We start from the raw sequence: 15,973 nt of genomic DNA on the forward strand, positions 1-15,973 counted from the left end.
GGGTCGAGCGGCAGGGTGCTCCCATGCACCGTGCTCTCCCCCTGGTCGTCGGCGGCACCGTCGCCGTGCTCGTCCTCGCCGGGTGCTCCGGTGGCGGCTCCGTCGGACCGACCGCGTCGGCCACGTCGTCCGCACGGTCCACGAGCACACCGACGAGCACCTCAGCGACGACGCCGCCGCCGACAACGGACGCCGCGACCACCGCCACGGTCCGCCGAGCAATCGCGGGCCTCGAACGCGAGTACGACGCGACGGTCGGCGTCGTCGCGACCGACACCGTCACGGGTGAGAGGGTCGCGTACAACGGCGACCGACGCTTCGGCTACGCCTCGACCATCAAGGCGTTCGCCGCGGCACAGTTCCTGCGCTCGGTGCCCGCGGACGCCCGGAACGAGGTCGTGCACTGGACGGCCGCGGACGTCGCCGCTGCCGGGTACTCCCCCGTGACGGAACAGCACGTGGCCGACGGGCTGTCGTACGAGCAGCTGGCCGAGGCAGCCGTCCGGATGAGCGACAACACGGCCCTGAACCTCGTACTCACGCGCATCGGCGGTCCGAGCGGCCTGGACGCCGCGTTGACCGAGCTCGGCGACACCACCACCGAGGTGGTCCACGGCGAGCCGGACCTCAACACCATCGAGCCGGGCAGCACCGAGGACACCACGACCCCGGCGGCGTTCACCGCAGCCCTGGCGACCGTGCTCGACGGCAGCACCCTGGACCGCGCCGACACCGCGCTGCTGGTCGACTGGATGGGCGGCAACGCGACCGGCGACGCACTCATCCGGGCCGGGGCACCCGACGGCTGGGTCGTGGTCGACAAGTCCGGGGGCGCCGGACCGATCCGGAACGACGTGGCGCGGGTGACCCCGCCCGGCGGCGACCCGATCGTGCTCTCGGTCCTGACCACGCGGAACGACCCCGACGCCGCCTACGACGACGCCCTGGTGGCCCGGTCGGCATCGGCGGTGCTCGACGCGTTCGACCGCTGACCGACCGCTGATCGACCGGGGCGGCGATCGCCGTTCTGCACCGCGTCACACGGCGTCATGAACGACACCTGTCGGGGACCCCGGGACACTACGCTCGCTCCATGTCCTCCTCCGGATCCCCCGTGGTCGTCGTCGGCGCCGGCATCATCGGACTGAGCGCCGCGTGGCACCTCGCCGGGCTCGGGCAGCGGGTCCTGCTCCTCGACAGCGGCACGGTCGCCGGGGGCACCACCACCGCGGGCGCCGGGTTCGTCGGCCAGTGGGCAGCCGGGTACGCCTGGTACTGGAACGAGTCCGAACGCGACGTCGAGCAGTACGGCATCGACTTCTACCGCGACCTCGCCGGCGCCGGCCACGGCCCGACCGGGTACCGGCAGAACGGCAACGTCTGGCTGACCGTCACCGAGCAGGGCCGGGCCGACCACCTGCCGCCGTTCGAGCAGCACCCGCTCCGGCCGGCCGGTGCGCGCACGCTCACCCCGGCCGAGGCGGCCGACCTCGTGCCCGGACTCGACCCGACCGCGGTCACCGCGGGCTTCCTCCATCCGGACGGCATCCAGATCAGTGCGCCGGACACGGCCGCAGCGCTGGTGCACGCGGTCCGTGCGCGGGGCGTCGAGATCCGCGAGCACACGCCGGTCGCCGGTCTGGAGGCCCGTGGGGGCTCCGTCACGGGCGTCCGGACCGCGAACGGCGAGGTCATCGACGCCGCGAAGGTCGTGCTCGCCGCCGGCAGCTGGACGAACGCCCTCCTCACCCCCTTCGGGCGCGAGCTGCCGACGGTCCGGGTCGTCGCCAGCCGGCTCGTGACGACGCCGTTCGGTCTGCCGGGCACCCTGCCGACCCTGATGCTGCCGGAGCTGCACGGCCTGTGGATCCGTGAGCACCGCGGCGGCCTGACGTACGGTGCCGGGCCCGGGTACGAGCCGCTGCACGTCGGCGGTGCGGACCGGAGCGACGAACCCGACCGCCGACCGGTTCGCACGGACCTGCTCGACGCCATGCGGACGTACCTGCACCCGATCGTCGCCCGGCTGCTCCCCGCCGCCGCGAGCGTGCTCGGGGTCGACGAGACCCCCACGCAGGGCGTCGTCTCGATGACCGCCGACCGGAACTTCATCGTCGGCGCGGTCCCCGAGCTGGACGGACTCGTGGTGGCCGGTGGCGACAACGAGTCCGGCGTCACGCACGGCCCGGGTCTCGGGCGGATCGCGGCGGAACTGAGCGTCACGGGCACGACCACCCTCGGCGACGCGAGCCGCTACGCCCCGGCACGGTTCCCGGCGGCGGCCCCGACCGAGGCCGAGGTGGTGGCGATGATGCCGGCGCGGCGCGAGGCCGACGCCCGACGAGCCGGAGCCGTGGCATGAGCGACGTGCTGAGCGACCGGGCCCCGACGCACGTCGTGATCGGCGGCGGGGTCGTCGGCGCCGCCACCGCGTACGCCCTCACACTCCGCGGCGAGCGCGTCCTGCTCGTCGAGCAGCACGAGCGCGGGCACCACAACGGCTCGTCCCACGGCGCGACCCGGATCTTCCGGCAGGGCTACGCCGACCCCGAGTACGTCGACCTGACCTCCCGCGCGCTGGAGCTGTGGGAAGCGCTCGAGGGCGCTGCGGGCGAGGAGCTCATCGTCCGCACCGGTGCCGTCGACCACGGCCGCGCCGAGGTCGTCGACGCCATCGCCGCCGCACTGACGGACGCCGGCATCCCGCACGAGACCCTCAGCCCGGACGCCGCGGCCGCACGCTGGCCGGGGATCGCGTTCGAGGGCCACGTGCTCGCGCACGCCACGGCCGGTCGCATCCGGTCCGACCGCGCCATCGAGGTGTTCCTCACCCTGGCGGAACGGACGGGGCTCGCCGAGCTGCGCTTCGACACGGGGGTGACAGGGCTCGACGACCACGGCGACGACGTGACCGTGACGCTGTCCGACGGGTCCACCCACCGCAGCTCGTCCGTGGTGGCGGCCGTGGGGTCGTGGGCTCCCGCGCTGGTCGGCGACCTGCTCGCCGGACGCGGGGCGGGCCTCCCGGCCATCCGCGTCACCCAGGAGCAGCCCGCGCACTTCCCCAGCCGTCTGCCGGACCAGGCGTGGCCGAGCTTCGTGCACTGGGCGGCCGACGACGACGTGTACGGCCTGCTCACCCCGGGCGAGGGCGTCAAGGTCGGGTTCCACGGCACCGGCCCCGTCGTCGATCCGGACCACCGCGACTTCACGCCAGTGCCGGCCGAGGCCGAGCGGTTGCAGGCCTACGTCGCGCGGTACGTGCCCGGTGTCGACGCGACGAAGCCGACCTTCATCAGTTGCCTGTACGACAACTCCCCCGACGAGGACTTCGTGATCGACCGACGTGGTCCCGTCACCGTCGCGACCGGGTTCTCCGGCCACGGCTTCAAGTTCGCACCGCTGCTCGGCGACATGATCGCCGACCTCGCGACCGGCGGGGCCGCACATCCCCGTTTCTCCCTCTCGAAACCATCCCCCTCAGGAACCCCGTGACGACCCGACTCCTCTCCGCGCTCGCGCTCTCCGCTGCCGTCGCCGCCGTGCTCACCGGCTGCGCCTCGACCGGGGCGTCGACCGACGTCTCCGACGGCCTGGTGATCGGGACGACCGATCCCGTCACGTCCCTCGACCCGGCCGGCGCCTGGGACCGCGGCAGCTACACGGTGCAGACGCAGCTGTACCAGCACCTGCTCACCTACCCGGCCGGTGAGACCACGACGAGTCCCGAGGTCGCCGAGTCGTGCGACTTCACCGACGGCACCCACTACGTGTGCCGGATCCGTGACGGGCTCACGTTCTCGAACGGTGACGCCCTGACGGCGAAGGACGTCGTGTTCTCGTTCGAGCGCCAGGTCGGCATCGGCTCCGAGAACGGTCCGGGGTCGCTGCTCGCCAACATGGCGTCCGTGGCGGCCGACGGCGACGAGGTCACGTTCACCCTGAAGCAGGCGAACGACCAGACGTTCCCGTACGTCCTGGCGAGCATGGCCGGGGCGATCGTCGACAGCAGTGTGTTCTCGAAGACGAAGGTCCACGCGGACGACGGGGTCGTCGGGTCCGGTCCGTACGCGCTGCAGCAGTCCGCCGACGGCGGGGCGACCATCGCGTTGACGGCGAACAAGGAGTACGACGGCACCGCGCCGGAGTCGTCGAGCGTGACGATCAAGCAGTACACGAAGTCCGCCGACCTCAAGCTCGCGGTGCAAGAGGGCGACGCCGACGTGGCGTACCGCCAGCTCACGCCGACCGAGGTCACCTCGTTGTCCGAGGACGACGGCCTGCAGCGGGTCCAGGGCTCGTCGGGCGAGGTCCGGTTCCTCGGCTTCAACCTCGACACGATGCCCGGTGACGACACCGCGCAGAAGACCGCGATCCGCCAGGCCGTCGCCGCGACGGTCGACCGCGCGGCGATCGCGAAGGACGTCTACCAGGGCACCTACGCTCCGGCGTACTCGATCGTGCCGTCCGACTTCACCGGCGCGACCGATGCGTTCCAGACGGAGTACGACGGCGCCGACCCCGCGGCCATCCTCGAGAAGGCCGGCGTGCGCACGCCCGTCACGCTGCCGATCGAGTACACGACCGACCACTACGGCTCCGGGTCGGACGACGAGTACGCACTGATCAAGCAGCAGCTCGAGGACACCGGCCTGTTCACGGTCGACCTGCAGTCGGCGAGCTGGGACACCTACGTCGGGAACGTCGGCAAGGGCGAGTACCCGGTCTTCCAGCTCGGGTTCTTCCAGGACTACCCCGACGCCTCGTCGTACCTGACGCCGGCCTACGGTTCCGAGGACGTCAACCTGCTCGCGAACCACTTCGACGACCGGGCCGTGCAGCAACTGGTCGCCGCGCAGGCGGTCGAGGCCGACGCGACCGAGCGGACGAAGCAGATCGAGGAGATCCAGCAGGACACCGCCGAGTCCGTGCCGCTCATCCCGTTGCTCGCCGGGCAGGAGAACGTCATCGGGCAGAAGTCGCTCACCGGGCTGACGAAGTCGGTCGACGCCTCTGGTGAGTTCCGCATCTGGGAGATCGGGCGCTCGTGAGCACCGGCGACGCAGCGCTGCAGGCGACCGAGCCCGCTGACCCGCTCCGCGACGCCGTCCGCGCCGGGATGCCCGCGGGGCTCGACGAGCTCGCGGCGCTCGTCGCCATCCCGTCGGTCCACGACCCGGCCGTGCAGTCGCTCGACGACTGCCGCCGCGTCGCCGAGCGCGTGCGGGGTGCGTTCGACGGCCTCGGCCTGACCTCGCGCCTCGTCACGACGTCGGACGGCTCGCAGGCGGTCCTCGCGACCCACCCCGCGCCGCCCGGCGCCCCGACGGTCCTGCTCTACGCCCACCACGACGTCCAGCCCGCCGGCGACCTCGCAGCGTGGACGAGCGACCCGTGGACCCTGACCGAGCGACAGGGTCGCCTGTACGGTCGCGGCGCTGCTGACTGCAAGGGCGGGGTCGTCACCCACCTCGTGGCGCTGCGGGCCCTGCTCGACGTGCACGGATCGTTCCCGGTCGGACTCGTCGTGGTCGTCGAGGGGTCCGAGGAGCAGGGCACCGACGGTCTCGAGCAGTACGTGTCCACCCACGCAGCGGACTTCGCCGACGTCGACACAGCCCTCGTGATGGACGCCGGCAACGCCGCCGTCGGGGTCCCCGCGCTCGTGACCACCCTGCGCGGCACGGCGTTCGTCGAGCTGCGCGTCCGTGCGCTGCACGGCAACGTGCACTCGGGGATGTTCGGCGGTGCCGCACCCGATGCCGTCGCGACCCTGGTGGCCCTGCTCGCCACGCTGCGCGACGACGCCGGGGACACCACCGTCGACGGGCTCGAGGCCTCGCAGACATGGGACGGCCTGCCCTACGACGCCGACCGGTTCGCCGCCGACGCCGGGCTGCTCGACGGCGCGGTGCCGATCGGGTCCGGGGACCCGGCATCCCAGGTCTGGGCACGGCCGGCGCTGACCGTCGTCGGCATCGATGCGCCGGCGGTCGCCGGGTCGTCGCCGTCCGTGCAGGCGACCGCCGGTGCCGCGCTGAACCTCCGGGTCCCGCCGGGCGTCGACCCCGCTGCCGCCGGCGATCTGCTCGTGGCGCACCTGCTGCGGCGAGCGCCCTCCGGGGTCGAGGTCAGCGCGCGGGTCACGGGCACGGGCGACGGCTTCCGGGCGACGGCGGGGCAGTACTCGTCGGCGTTCCGGAGCGCACTGGCGTCGTCGTACCGGGTGTCGTCGGTGGGTTCCCTCGGCGGCGGCGGATCGATCCCGCTCTGCGCGACGCTCGAACGGACGATCCCGGGGGTCGAGGTCATCCTGGCGGGGGTGTCCGAGCCGGCTGCGAACGTGCACGCGCCGGACGAGAGCGTCGATCCGTCCGAGATCGAGCACATGGCCCTGGCCGAGGCGCTGTTCCTCGCCGGGCTCGGGCGCGCCCGCACCTGACGTCGCACGACGCCGGCGTCAGACGCCCGCCGCAGCCGATGCCCCCCGCGGCGTGCGACGGGTCCGCACCTGCAGCACCCCGGTCAGCAGCAGCACCACGAGCCCGATCGCCAGCACGACGAGCCCGGCGAGGAACCCGATCACGACGAGCAGCAGCGTCTCGGTGGACATCCCCCCGCCGCTGCTCCCGTCGGACGCGGCCGCGGCGGCGACCGACCCGTCGGCCTGCTCGGTGACCGCCTCGACGCCGTCGGTCACCGAGAACGGCACCGCGACGACCGTTCCCTGGTCACCGACGAGCACGACGTGGTGGTCGCCGACCTCCAGGCCCGTGGTGTCGACCGTGGCGGTGGCTGTGCCGTCCTCGACGGTGAAGTCGTCGCCCTGCACCGGTTCGGAGTAGGTCCACACGCTCCCGCCCTCGTCGTCGCCCGTCCACGGCAGGCGGAGCTCGAGCTGGTCACCGGCGGTGACCTCGTCGGGGATCCCGGCGTCGGCGGCCGCGACGGTCGTGATGTCGCCGGCTTCGATCTTGCGTGCCAGCTCGTCGGAGTCCGCGGCGGGGGCCGTGGGCGGCTCGGCGGCCGAGGGGGCCTTCGCGCTGTTCCGGGGCTGGGCGGCGGTGTTCCGCGGCGCTGCGGTCGGCGCGGCCGTCGGCGCCGTGTCCGAGGCGTTCGTGATGGTCGGTGCTGTGGCGGCCGGCGGCAGCTGCACGACGGGCGGCTGGATCACCGTGCCGCCGTTGCCGCCGGTACCACCACCCGTGGTCGGACCGGTCGGCAGGGTGCCGGGGACCGTCTGTCCGGCGAAGTACACCGGTGTGAAGGTCTCGAGCGCAGCGTCGGCGGCGCCGTGCGCACCGATGGTCAGGACCCCGCACTGCACGGCCCCGGACAGGCAGTCGACACGCTTCGTCGACTGGCCGGTGAAGGTGGAGCGCGCGATGACGCCGCCCTGCGTGAAGCCGGCGTTCTTCGTGCCGCTGAACTTCGCGGTCGCTGCGGCGCCGGTGCCGGTGTTGTCGGGCCAGGCGACGAAGCCCTGGCCGTCCTGCCCGGTGCCGCCGGACCCGGGGACGTAGTCGTAGCCCGCGCCGGCCGCTCCCCCGGCGCTCGGGTGCTTCGTGACGTACCCGAACAGCACGTACAACCCTGAGCCGTTGGTGTTCTTCGTGAAGCCGGAGCCGGTCACGGTGAGCTTCGTGCCCGCCGCGGCGGTCGAGAGGCCGGTGGCCGGCCGCACGTTCGTCGAGGCACCCCGGGCGTTCTCCGCCCCGGTGATCGACCCGTCCGCACCGACCACGGTCGACCCGCCGCCGGTGCCGCCGCCGCCCGTTCCCCCGCCGCCGGTGCCGCCGCCCGGGTTCGTCGGCGCCTGCACGGTGACGCGCAGGGTCGCGGTGTCCGAGGCGACCCGACCGACGACGGTCGCACCGAGGACGTTCGTGGCGACCGCGCGGTACCGGTCGCCGTTCAGCCCTTCGGTGGCCGTGATGCGGAGTGTGCTGGTCGTCGCGCCGGCGACCGAGGGGCCGTCCTGCAGGTCGGCCCAGCCGGACGGGGTGTGCTGCTGCCACTGCACGGTGGGCGTCGGGGTCCCGGTCGTGGTGACCGCGAAGGACACCTGCTGCGGCGTGGCGGGGGTCGTGCTGCCGTCGGTTCCGGTGGTCGCGCCGGTCAGCGTCACGGCGGCGTCGGCCGGCTGCGCCGTGATGGTCGGGGTGGTCACGACCGTGAACGTGCGGAGCCCCTGGTCGGCGGCGTCGGTCGCGGCGTTCACGACGCCGACCACCGCGCGGCCGTCGGCGGCGACCACGATCGGGTCGCCGGTGTAGGTGGTGCCGGGCTGGTACTCGGCACCGAGCGTGGGCGCGGTGCTGCCGTCGATCGCGTAGGCGCGGACGACGTTGCCGGTGTCGGTGCTGCCGGCGGCGGACACCCAGAGGCGCTTCGCGGACTCGTCGACGGCCAGGTACGCGGCACCGCCGACCCGGTCGATCGAGGTCGTCACGGCCGGGGTCCCGCGCAGGGAGACGGCTCGGAGCGTGGCGTCGCCGTCGTTGCTCCACCACGCCCGGCCCCGGGAGTCGACGACGGTCCCGCCGGTGGCCCCGGACGTCGCGGTGGCGCCGATCGACACGTCGGCGACCGAGGCCCCGGTGTCGAGGGCGACGACGCGGGCGAGGGCGGCGGCCTGGTCGAAGACGACGGCGCGCTCGCCGGTCCAGTCGACGCCGACCGACGAGATCGTCCCGGTGACCGAGCCGATCAGGGTGGCCGTGCGGGTGACGGCGCGGACGGTCCCGCCAGCGGGGCTGGTGCCGACCTCGGTCACCGCACCCGAACCAGAACCAGAACCAGAACCAGAGCCACCCGAACCAGAACCAGCACCCGCTCCCGCTCCGACCGCGGCCACCCGCAGCAGCCCCGCGGACCCGCCGTTCGCGGCCGGGGCGACCTGCGCGACGATCGAGCCGTCGGCGGGGTCGATCGTGAACGCCTTGGCGGCGGGCACCGCGACGGACGGCTTCACGTGCACGACGTCCCGGTAGGCGGCGTCCGTGCCGCGTTCGACGACGACCCAGCCCTGGACGTTCGCGCCGGTGCCGCCGAACTCCGCGGCGGGCAACGACGCGGTCGCGACGATGTTCCCGGTGGACGGGTCGACGCTCGGCTTCGAGGTGGCGACACCGGGGTCGATCGGCCCGGCGACGCGCTTGCCGTCGTCGTCTACGACGAAGTAACTTGCCTTGGCGGTTCCGGCAGCCGGTATCTGCACGACGTTCAGGGCGCGCGCGGCGTCCCGCACCACCGTGGTGACCCGGCCGATCGTGCTGTCACCGACCGTGGTCTGCACGCCGGTGCTCACGAGTCCCTGGACGCCGGGGTCGCTGAACCCCTGGTCGCCGTCGGCGCCGCCGTCACCGTCGGTGCCCTCGGCGGCCCAGTCGCCCGCCACGGCGACCGAGAGCGGGTCCAGCGCGGTGCCCGCGGCGTAGAACTGGGTCGGGTTGCCGCCGCCGGTGACGTCGGCTGCGAAGGCCGCTGCACCCGCCGCGGTGATCGTGGTGGGCAGGCCGGTCCACGAGTACTCCCCGTCGGTGACCGATCGGGTGCCCTTGGTGACGTCGATCGTCGCGAACGCGATGCGCTTCGTCCCCGGGTCGGACGTCGTGGCACCGGTCGTCGGGTCCACCAGCCGCACGTCGACCCCGGCGGTCAGGGTGCCGGTGGTCGGCGTGAGCTCGATCGCCGGGTCGCGCAGCGAGATCACGAACGTGTGCGCCCGGTAGTCGAACACCGCGGCACCGGAACCCGTGACGGTGAGCTTCCGCGTGCCGGGGTCGTAGCTGCCGCCCGACGCGGCGAACCGGAACGTGCCGTCGGCGTTCTTCGACGCACCGCCGGACACCGACTGCCCTGCGGCCGGCACGTAGTTCCGGAACGACTGCTTGAACCCCCAGTCGAGCGTGCCGCCCGTGACGGACGTGCTCGGACCCGAGGCCGCGGTGGCGGCGGTCGCCGCGGTGGGCACGGTGCCGGCGACGGCCGCGGTCAGGCCGATGATCGCGGCGACGGTGGCGCTGAGCGCGCGGAGGCGACGGGCCGGTCTGGTCTGGGTGTGCATCGGTTCCTCGGGTCGGGTGGTGCGAGTGTGGGGAGGCGGTGCCCCGGGCGGACCCGGGGCACCGCGTGGGTCACCAGGTGACGGGGACCTGGACCTCGTCGAGGTCGACCGGGTCGTTCGCGACGCCGTGCGCCGAGAACGTCTGGACGAAGCACTCGTACTGCCCGAGGGCAGCGTTGGCGGTCGCGGTCTTCGTGGCGTCGTAGTCGCAGCTGACGGTCGCGGCCGCGTCGCCGGTGTGGTGCGGGTCCGCGGTGTAGGACTTCGCGACGTCGATCGTCGTGGTGAAGCCACCGCCGGCCGTGAACGCGCTCTTCGACACCCACTGGGCGGAGCCGAACCAGCCGGAGTTGGTGGCGTAGTCCGCCTGCTTGGGCCCGTAGACGACGTAGACGCCGAAGCCGCGCCCCTGCGCGTCCCCGTCGAAGCCGCTGCCGGTGACCGTGACGCTGCCGTCCGAGACGCCGTGGAGCGCCCCCGGGCCGTCGGTGACGACCGAGGCCGGACCGCTGACGGACAGGCTGGCGCCGTAGTCGTTCGTGACCGCGGTGGCGGCGGACGCGCTGACCGCGGGCAGGACGGCGATCCCGACCGCGGCGACCCCTGCCGCCAGCGTGATCCCGAACGAGCGTGCGATTCGTGTCATGTTCGTGTTTCCCTCTCGATGTGGGCGCCCCCTGTGAGCACCCGGGTCCGGTGGTCCTACGGCGCGACGTCGGTCGCGGTGCGTCGTGCGGTGCGGCGGGAGTGCACGATCGCGAAGACGACGAGCGCCGCGACGGCCACGACGAGCGCGGACAGGCCGCCGAGGACGATCCGCAGGACGCCCGGGTCGATCCCGCCCGCGGAGCCGTCGGCAGCCGCGGCCGCCACCGCCGAGGGGGTCGCCCCGGCCGGCACGGTGGGGGTCGCCGACGCGGTCGGCTCCGCGGTGGCGCTCGGCTTCGCCGTCGACCGCGCGGACGGCTTCGCGGCCGCGCGGGTGTCGCCGCTCGCCTCGGACGTCGGCTCGGCGGACGGACGGGAGGCACTGCCCGCGTCCGTCGTGTCGTCCGGCGCCTGCCCGGTGGTCGCCCTGGTGCCGCCACCGGCCAGCGTGCCGCCGCTGCCGTACAGGTTCTGCACGGAGACGGGTGTGAACGACTCGTTGTTCGCGTTCGCGACGCCGTGCGCACCGATCGTGATGATCCCGCACTGCACGACCGTGCAGTCGACGGTCTTCGCGGCGCCGTTCCGGTCGAGCGCCTGGAACGTCGAACCGGGGACCTTGAGGGTCGCGGACCAGGTGCCCGTGGCGGAGTCGACCGTGCCGCCGTTCGCCGCCGACGCGGTGGTGCTGCCCTCGAAGGCCACGAAGTCGAGGTACCCGGTGGGGTTCGACTCGTCGTCGGGCACGTAGCTGTAGTCCGCGCCCGTCGCCCCGCCCTTGCTCGGCTGCCAGGTGCCGTTCACGGTGCCGAACGCCACGTAGATGCCGCCGTACCCGTTCTTGATGCCCTGGAACCCGGAACCGCGCAGGCGCAGCGTCGTCAGGTACGTCGAGTCGACCTGGTTCGTGACCGCGGGGTGCCCCTCGATCGCGACGCTGACACGGCCGGCTGCCGATGCGGGGGCGACGCCCACCAGGGCGGCTCCCCCGGCGCTGAGCGCGACGAGCAGTCCGGCGAGCGCGAGCCGCAGCGGGCGGGTGCGGGTGGTCACGAGGAGGCCTCCTGGAGGGTTCGGGACGGCACGACGACGGGCGTGCCGGTGTTCGGATCGGGCACGACGGTGACCGGGTGCCGGTAGACGGTGCCGATGCGGTCGGCGGTCAGGACGTCGGTGGGGGTGCCATCGGCGACGATCCGACCGCCGGCGAGCATGGCGACGCGGTCGGCGTACGCCCCGGCGAGGCTCAGGTCGTGGAGCACCACGACGACGGCACCGCCGGCCCGGGCGTGTGCGCGGGCGACGGCCAGCACGGCCTCCTGGTGCCGCAGGTCGAGGGCGGCGGTCGGTTCGTCGAGCAGGAGCACCGGGGTCGACTGCGCCAGGACCCGGGCGAACGAGGCCCGGGCTCGCTCCCCTCCCGACAACGAGGGGAACGCCTGGTCGATCCGGTCGGCGAGTTCGACCTGGTCGAGCACCCGCGCGACCACGGTGTCGTCGTCGACCGCTCGCGGGGTCCCCCGCCACGGAGCACGGCCCATCCGGACGACCTCGCCGACCCGGAACCCGAAGGCCACCGCGGTGTCCTGCTCGAGCACGGCGCGCCGACGAGCGGTCGCGAGCGGTGCTTCGCCGCCGGTGCGCACGCCGTCGATCGCGACCGTGCCGCTGTGGGCGAGGTCACCGGCGATCGCCCGGAGCAGGGTCGACTTGCCGGCACCGTTCGGACCGACGAGCGCCAGGACCTCGCCCGCGCGCACGGTCAGGTCGACGTCGGCGAGCAGCGGTCGTCCGTCGATGACGACGCCGATCCCGGAGGCGACCACGGCGCCGACCGCACTCGTCTCGATCATGCCCAGCCTCCCGACCGTCGGCGCGCACGGCGCAGGAGCCAGAAGAAGAAGGGTCCGCCGACGAGCGAGGTCAGCATGCCGATCGGCAGGTCCGCGTACGGCACCAGGGTGCGCGCGAGCAGGTCGGCGATCGTCAGGAGCAGGGCGCCGCCGAGCGTCGAGACGAGCAGCAGCGGGCCGTGCGCCGGGCCGATGACCATCCGCATCAGGTGCGGGACGACGAGCCCGACGAACGCGATGATGCCGGCGAACGCGACCGCTGCGCCGACGAGCAGCGCGACCACGACGATCGCGACGACCCGGACGGCCTCGACCCGCACCCCGACGTGCCGCGCGGCCCGGTCACCGAGGGCGAGCAGGTCGAGCGAACGCGTCAGCACGACGGCGCCGACGAGGCCCGCACCGATGACGGGGGCGATCGCTGCGGCCTGGTCCCACATCGAGCCGTTCAGGGACCCGAGCTGCCAGAACACGATCTGCTCGCGCGCCTGCTGGTCGCCGAGGAACGTCAGGAAGGCGAGCCCCGCCCCGGTGAACGCGTTCACGGCGATGCCGGTGAGCAGGAGCGTGACGACCTCGGTGCGGCCACCGGCACGGGACAGCCCGTAGACGAGCAGCGTCGCGACCAGGCCAGCGGCGAAGGCCATCAGCGGCGTCGTCCAGTACCCGGCGAACTGCAGCCCGAACACGATCGAGGCGCAGGCCCCGAACGCCGCGCCGCCGGACACCCCGACGACGCCGGGGTCGGCCAGGGGGTTCGCGAACACGGCCTGCATGAGCACACCGGCCGCGGCGAGCGCGGCACCGATCAGCAGCGCCATCACCACGCGCGGGAACCGGATCGTCCACAGCGCCTGGGTGACGAGGTCGTCGGCGGGACCGTCCACGGGCAGCCCGAGCGACCGGCCGACGGTCCGGAGCACCTCGGCGGGCGAGATCCCGAGCTGCCCGACGCTCGCCGACACCAGCGTCGCGACGACGAGCGCCACCACGAGCCCGATGGTGAGGAGTGCGATGCGGCCGACCCGCGACCTGGACGTGACCGCCGGTGCTGCGGGGACGTGCGTGGCGGGCGCGATCCGTTCCTCCCGGACGGTCATGAGGCGTCCGCCGGACCGTAGATCGCCGCGGCCAACGCGGCCACGATCTCGGGCGTGCGCGGCCCGAAGCTCATCACCGTCGTGTCCGCCATGTCCACGATGCGGCGGTGCTCACCCGCGGGCGTCTTCGCGATCGCGGGGACCCGCTGGAGCAGTCCGTCGACGCCGTCGACGGACTTGAGCCCCTTGGTCATCATGATGACGAGGTCCGGCTGCATCGCGACGAGCGCCTCGGCGTTGACGGGGCGCATGCCCGTCCAGTCCTGTTCCGTCGCGACGTCCCGCCCGCCGACGGCGTCGATGAGCGAGTCGGCGCCGGACTCGCTGCCGAACAGGTAGTAGATCCCGGCGTTCCCCCGCACGTACAGGAACACCATCTTCAGCTTGTCGGCCCGAGCCGACGGCGCGATCCGGGCCACCTGCGCGGCGACGGCCTGCTCCTGCGCGTGCACCTCGGCGGCCAGGCGGTCGCCGGTCGCCGGGACGCCGAGCGCGGTCGCGACCTGCTCGATGATCGCGTCGGTGTTCGTGGTGTCCCGGTGCGGGTCCAGGACGACGACGGGGACGCCGGCCTTCCGGATCTGCAGGACGACGTCCCACGGTCCGAGTGAGGTGTCGGTCAGCAGCACGGTCGGGCGGAGCGCGAGGATCGCCTCGGCGGAGAGTTCGTGGCCGTTCTGGGTGACGAGCGGCAGGTCCTCGGTGCCCGCGAAGCCGGTCGAGACGTCCCGTCCGACCAGGTGGCCCCCCAGGCCGAGGCCGTACACGGTGGACGACAGCGTGCCGGAGATGTCGAGCGCGAGGATCCGGTCCGCGCTCGTGACGGTCACCTCGGTGTCCTGGTTGTCGGTGACGGTGACGGGCAGCTCGGGCTCGTCCACCGTGCTCGCCGTCGGCGGCAGGTCCGTCGCCAGGGTCGCGGTGCGCTCGCCGGTCACGTCCTTCGCGTCGGTCACCGGGGCGATGGCCTGGAGGCTCGCGGCCGGGTCCGTCGCGCTCGTCCCGCGACCCGCCGCATGCGTCGCGCCCGCGGTACCGGTGCCGCCGCCGGTGCAGCCGGTCGCCACGGCGAGGACGACGAGGGCGGACGCTGCAGCCGAGAGGGCGCGACGGAGTGACGACATGGAGATGATCCCGAGTGCTGGTTCGTGAAGTTAGGTGAGCCTCACCTAACCGTTAACTTAGGTGAGCCTTGCCTACCTTGTCCAGCACGTGTCGCCGTCTCCCCGCTACGGTGGTCCCGTGCGCATCGTGGTGGCTCCGGACTCGTTCAAGGGCACCGCGACCGCGGCGTCCGTCGCCCAGGCGGTCCGCGACGGCTGGCTGACCGAACGCCCCGACGACGACGTGGTGCTCGTGCCGATGGCCGACGGCGGCGAGGGCACCCTCGAGGCGTTCGCGACCGCCGTCCCCGGTGCGGTCCGGGTCCCCGTCACCGTGACCGGGCCCGCCGGCACCCCCGTCGAGACGTGGTGGCTCATGCTGCCCGACGGCCGTGCGGTGGTGGAGCTCGCGGCGACGAGCGGCCTCCCGCTGCTCGACGAACTCCTGCCGGACTCCGCGACGAGCCGGGGGTTCGGCGAGGCGATCGCCGCCGCGCTCGACGCCGGCGCCACGGGGCTCGTGCTCGGCATCGGCGGCAGCGCCTCGACCGACGGCGGCCGGCCCGTGCTCGAGGCGCTCGGGTACGACGCCGACCACGACGCGCTGCGTGCCCTCCCACCGCTCGGCGTCACCGTCCTGACCGACGTGACCTCACCGCTGCTCGGCCCGACCGGCGCGGCTGCCGTGTTCGGGCCGCAGAAGGGGATCGAGCCCTCGCGCGTCGCATTCTTCGACGAGCGACTGGCCGCCTGGGCCGCCCGCTTCCCTTCGGTGGACCCCGCGAGCCCGGGCGCCGGCGCCGCGGGTGGCGTCGGCTTCGGCCTGCTCGTCTGGGGTGCGACCCTGGCCCGCGGCGCGGACGGCATCGCCGACGTGCTCGGGCTGGCCGATCGGCTCACCGGCGCCGACGTCGTGATCAGCGGCGAGGGCCGGTACGACGGCCAGTCCGCCGCCGGCAAGGTCCCGTCGGTGGTGCGGTCGCTCACGGCGACGCACGCCCCCGGCGCCCGGTCGATGCTCGTCGCCGGCGCGATCGAGGCCTCGCTCGACGACTACGCCGCCGCTGCCTCGCTCACCGTCCTCGCCACGCAGACCACCGGGGAACCGGACGACGCCCTGGCCGACCCGCTGCGCTTCGCCACGATCGCGGGCCAGCGCCTCGCACGGCTGGCCTGACCACTCCGATTCCCGCACTGGGG

At 73.8% G+C, this 15,973-nt stretch carries 12 protein-coding genes; 6 read left to right on the top strand and 6 right to left on the bottom strand.

Going from position 1 to position 15,973, the window contains the following annotated elements:
* Positions 1-23: 23 nt before the first annotated feature.
* The 5 genes from bla (at position 24) to EDF48_RS16330 (ending at position 6,442) form a co-directional block, all read left to right on the top strand.
* Positions 24-992, top strand: a complete 969-nt coding sequence (gene bla, locus EDF48_RS16310) for a class A beta-lactamase (RefSeq protein WP_131881315.1) — start codon at positions 24-26, stop codon at positions 990-992.
* 101 nt (positions 993-1,093) lie between these two features.
* A complete protein-coding gene (locus tag EDF48_RS16315; RefSeq protein WP_131881317.1) occupies positions 1,094-2,362 on the top strand; it encodes an FAD-dependent oxidoreductase in 1,269 nt (422 codons plus the stop codon).
* Complete coding sequence (locus EDF48_RS16320; RefSeq protein ID WP_243698130.1) at positions 2,359-3,495, top strand: FAD-dependent oxidoreductase; 1,137 nt, start codon at positions 2,359-2,361, stop codon at positions 3,493-3,495. The genes EDF48_RS16315 and EDF48_RS16320 overlap by 4 nt, the downstream gene beginning before the upstream one ends.
* Entirely contained in the window at positions 3,492-5,051 is a 1,560-nt protein-coding gene (locus tag EDF48_RS16325; protein ID WP_165932434.1) for an ABC transporter substrate-binding protein, read from the top strand. Before EDF48_RS16320 ends, EDF48_RS16325 begins: the two co-directional genes overlap by 4 nt.
* Entirely contained in the window at positions 5,048-6,442 is a 1,395-nt protein-coding gene (locus tag EDF48_RS16330; RefSeq protein WP_243698131.1) for a M20/M25/M40 family metallo-hydrolase, read from the top strand. The genes EDF48_RS16325 and EDF48_RS16330 overlap by 4 nt, the downstream gene beginning before the upstream one ends.
* Before the next feature lie 18 nt (positions 6,443-6,460).
* On the opposite strand, the gene EDF48_RS16335 is transcribed toward EDF48_RS16330, so the two are convergent.
* From EDF48_RS16335 to EDF48_RS16360, 6 genes are all read right to left on the bottom strand, one after another.
* Positions 6,461-10,069 (bottom strand): HtaA domain-containing protein, encoded by a 3,609-nt coding sequence (locus EDF48_RS16335; RefSeq protein WP_131881321.1) that lies wholly within the window; start codon positions 10,067-10,069, stop codon positions 6,461-6,463.
* 70 nt (positions 10,070-10,139) lie between these two features.
* On the bottom strand, positions 10,140-10,715 hold the full coding sequence (locus EDF48_RS16340; RefSeq protein ID WP_111085395.1) for a hypothetical protein: 576 nt from the start codon (positions 10,713-10,715) through the stop codon (positions 10,140-10,142).
* Positions 10,716-10,771: 56 nt separating this feature from the next.
* The gene (locus EDF48_RS16345; protein ID WP_131881324.1) at positions 10,772-11,770 is read right to left on the bottom strand and encodes a hypothetical protein; all 999 of its coding nucleotides are present in this window, start codon (positions 11,768-11,770) and stop codon (positions 10,772-10,774) included.
* Positions 11,767-12,570 (bottom strand): heme ABC transporter ATP-binding protein, encoded by an 804-nt coding sequence (locus tag EDF48_RS16350; protein WP_131844759.1) that lies wholly within the window; start codon positions 12,568-12,570, stop codon positions 11,767-11,769. The genes EDF48_RS16345 and EDF48_RS16350 overlap by 4 nt, the downstream gene beginning before the upstream one ends.
* Positions 12,567-13,670 carry an iron ABC transporter permease gene (locus EDF48_RS16355; protein WP_131881326.1) on the bottom strand — a complete coding sequence of 368 codons (1,104 nt, stop codon included), beginning with the start codon at positions 13,668-13,670 and terminating at the stop codon, positions 12,567-12,569. Before EDF48_RS16355 ends, EDF48_RS16350 begins: the two co-directional genes overlap by 4 nt.
* Positions 13,667-14,794 carry an ABC transporter substrate-binding protein gene (locus EDF48_RS16360; protein ID WP_131881328.1) on the bottom strand — a complete coding sequence of 376 codons (1,128 nt, stop codon included), beginning with the start codon at positions 14,792-14,794 and terminating at the stop codon, positions 13,667-13,669. Before EDF48_RS16360 ends, EDF48_RS16355 begins: the two co-directional genes overlap by 4 nt.
* A gap of 118 nt (positions 14,795-14,912) precedes the next feature.
* Between EDF48_RS16360 and EDF48_RS16365 the strand changes: the two genes are divergently transcribed.
* Positions 14,913-15,950: a glycerate kinase gene (locus tag EDF48_RS16365; RefSeq protein WP_131844762.1), complete on the top strand. Its 1,038-nt coding sequence runs from the start codon at positions 14,913-14,915 to the stop codon at positions 15,948-15,950.
* Positions 15,951-15,973: the final 23 nt, after the last annotated feature.

Origin of the sequence: Curtobacterium sp. PhB191 (assembly GCF_004346515.1) — a bacterium.
In the GTDB taxonomy this organism is placed as follows: Bacteria; Actinomycetota; Actinomycetes; order Actinomycetales; family Microbacteriaceae; genus Curtobacterium.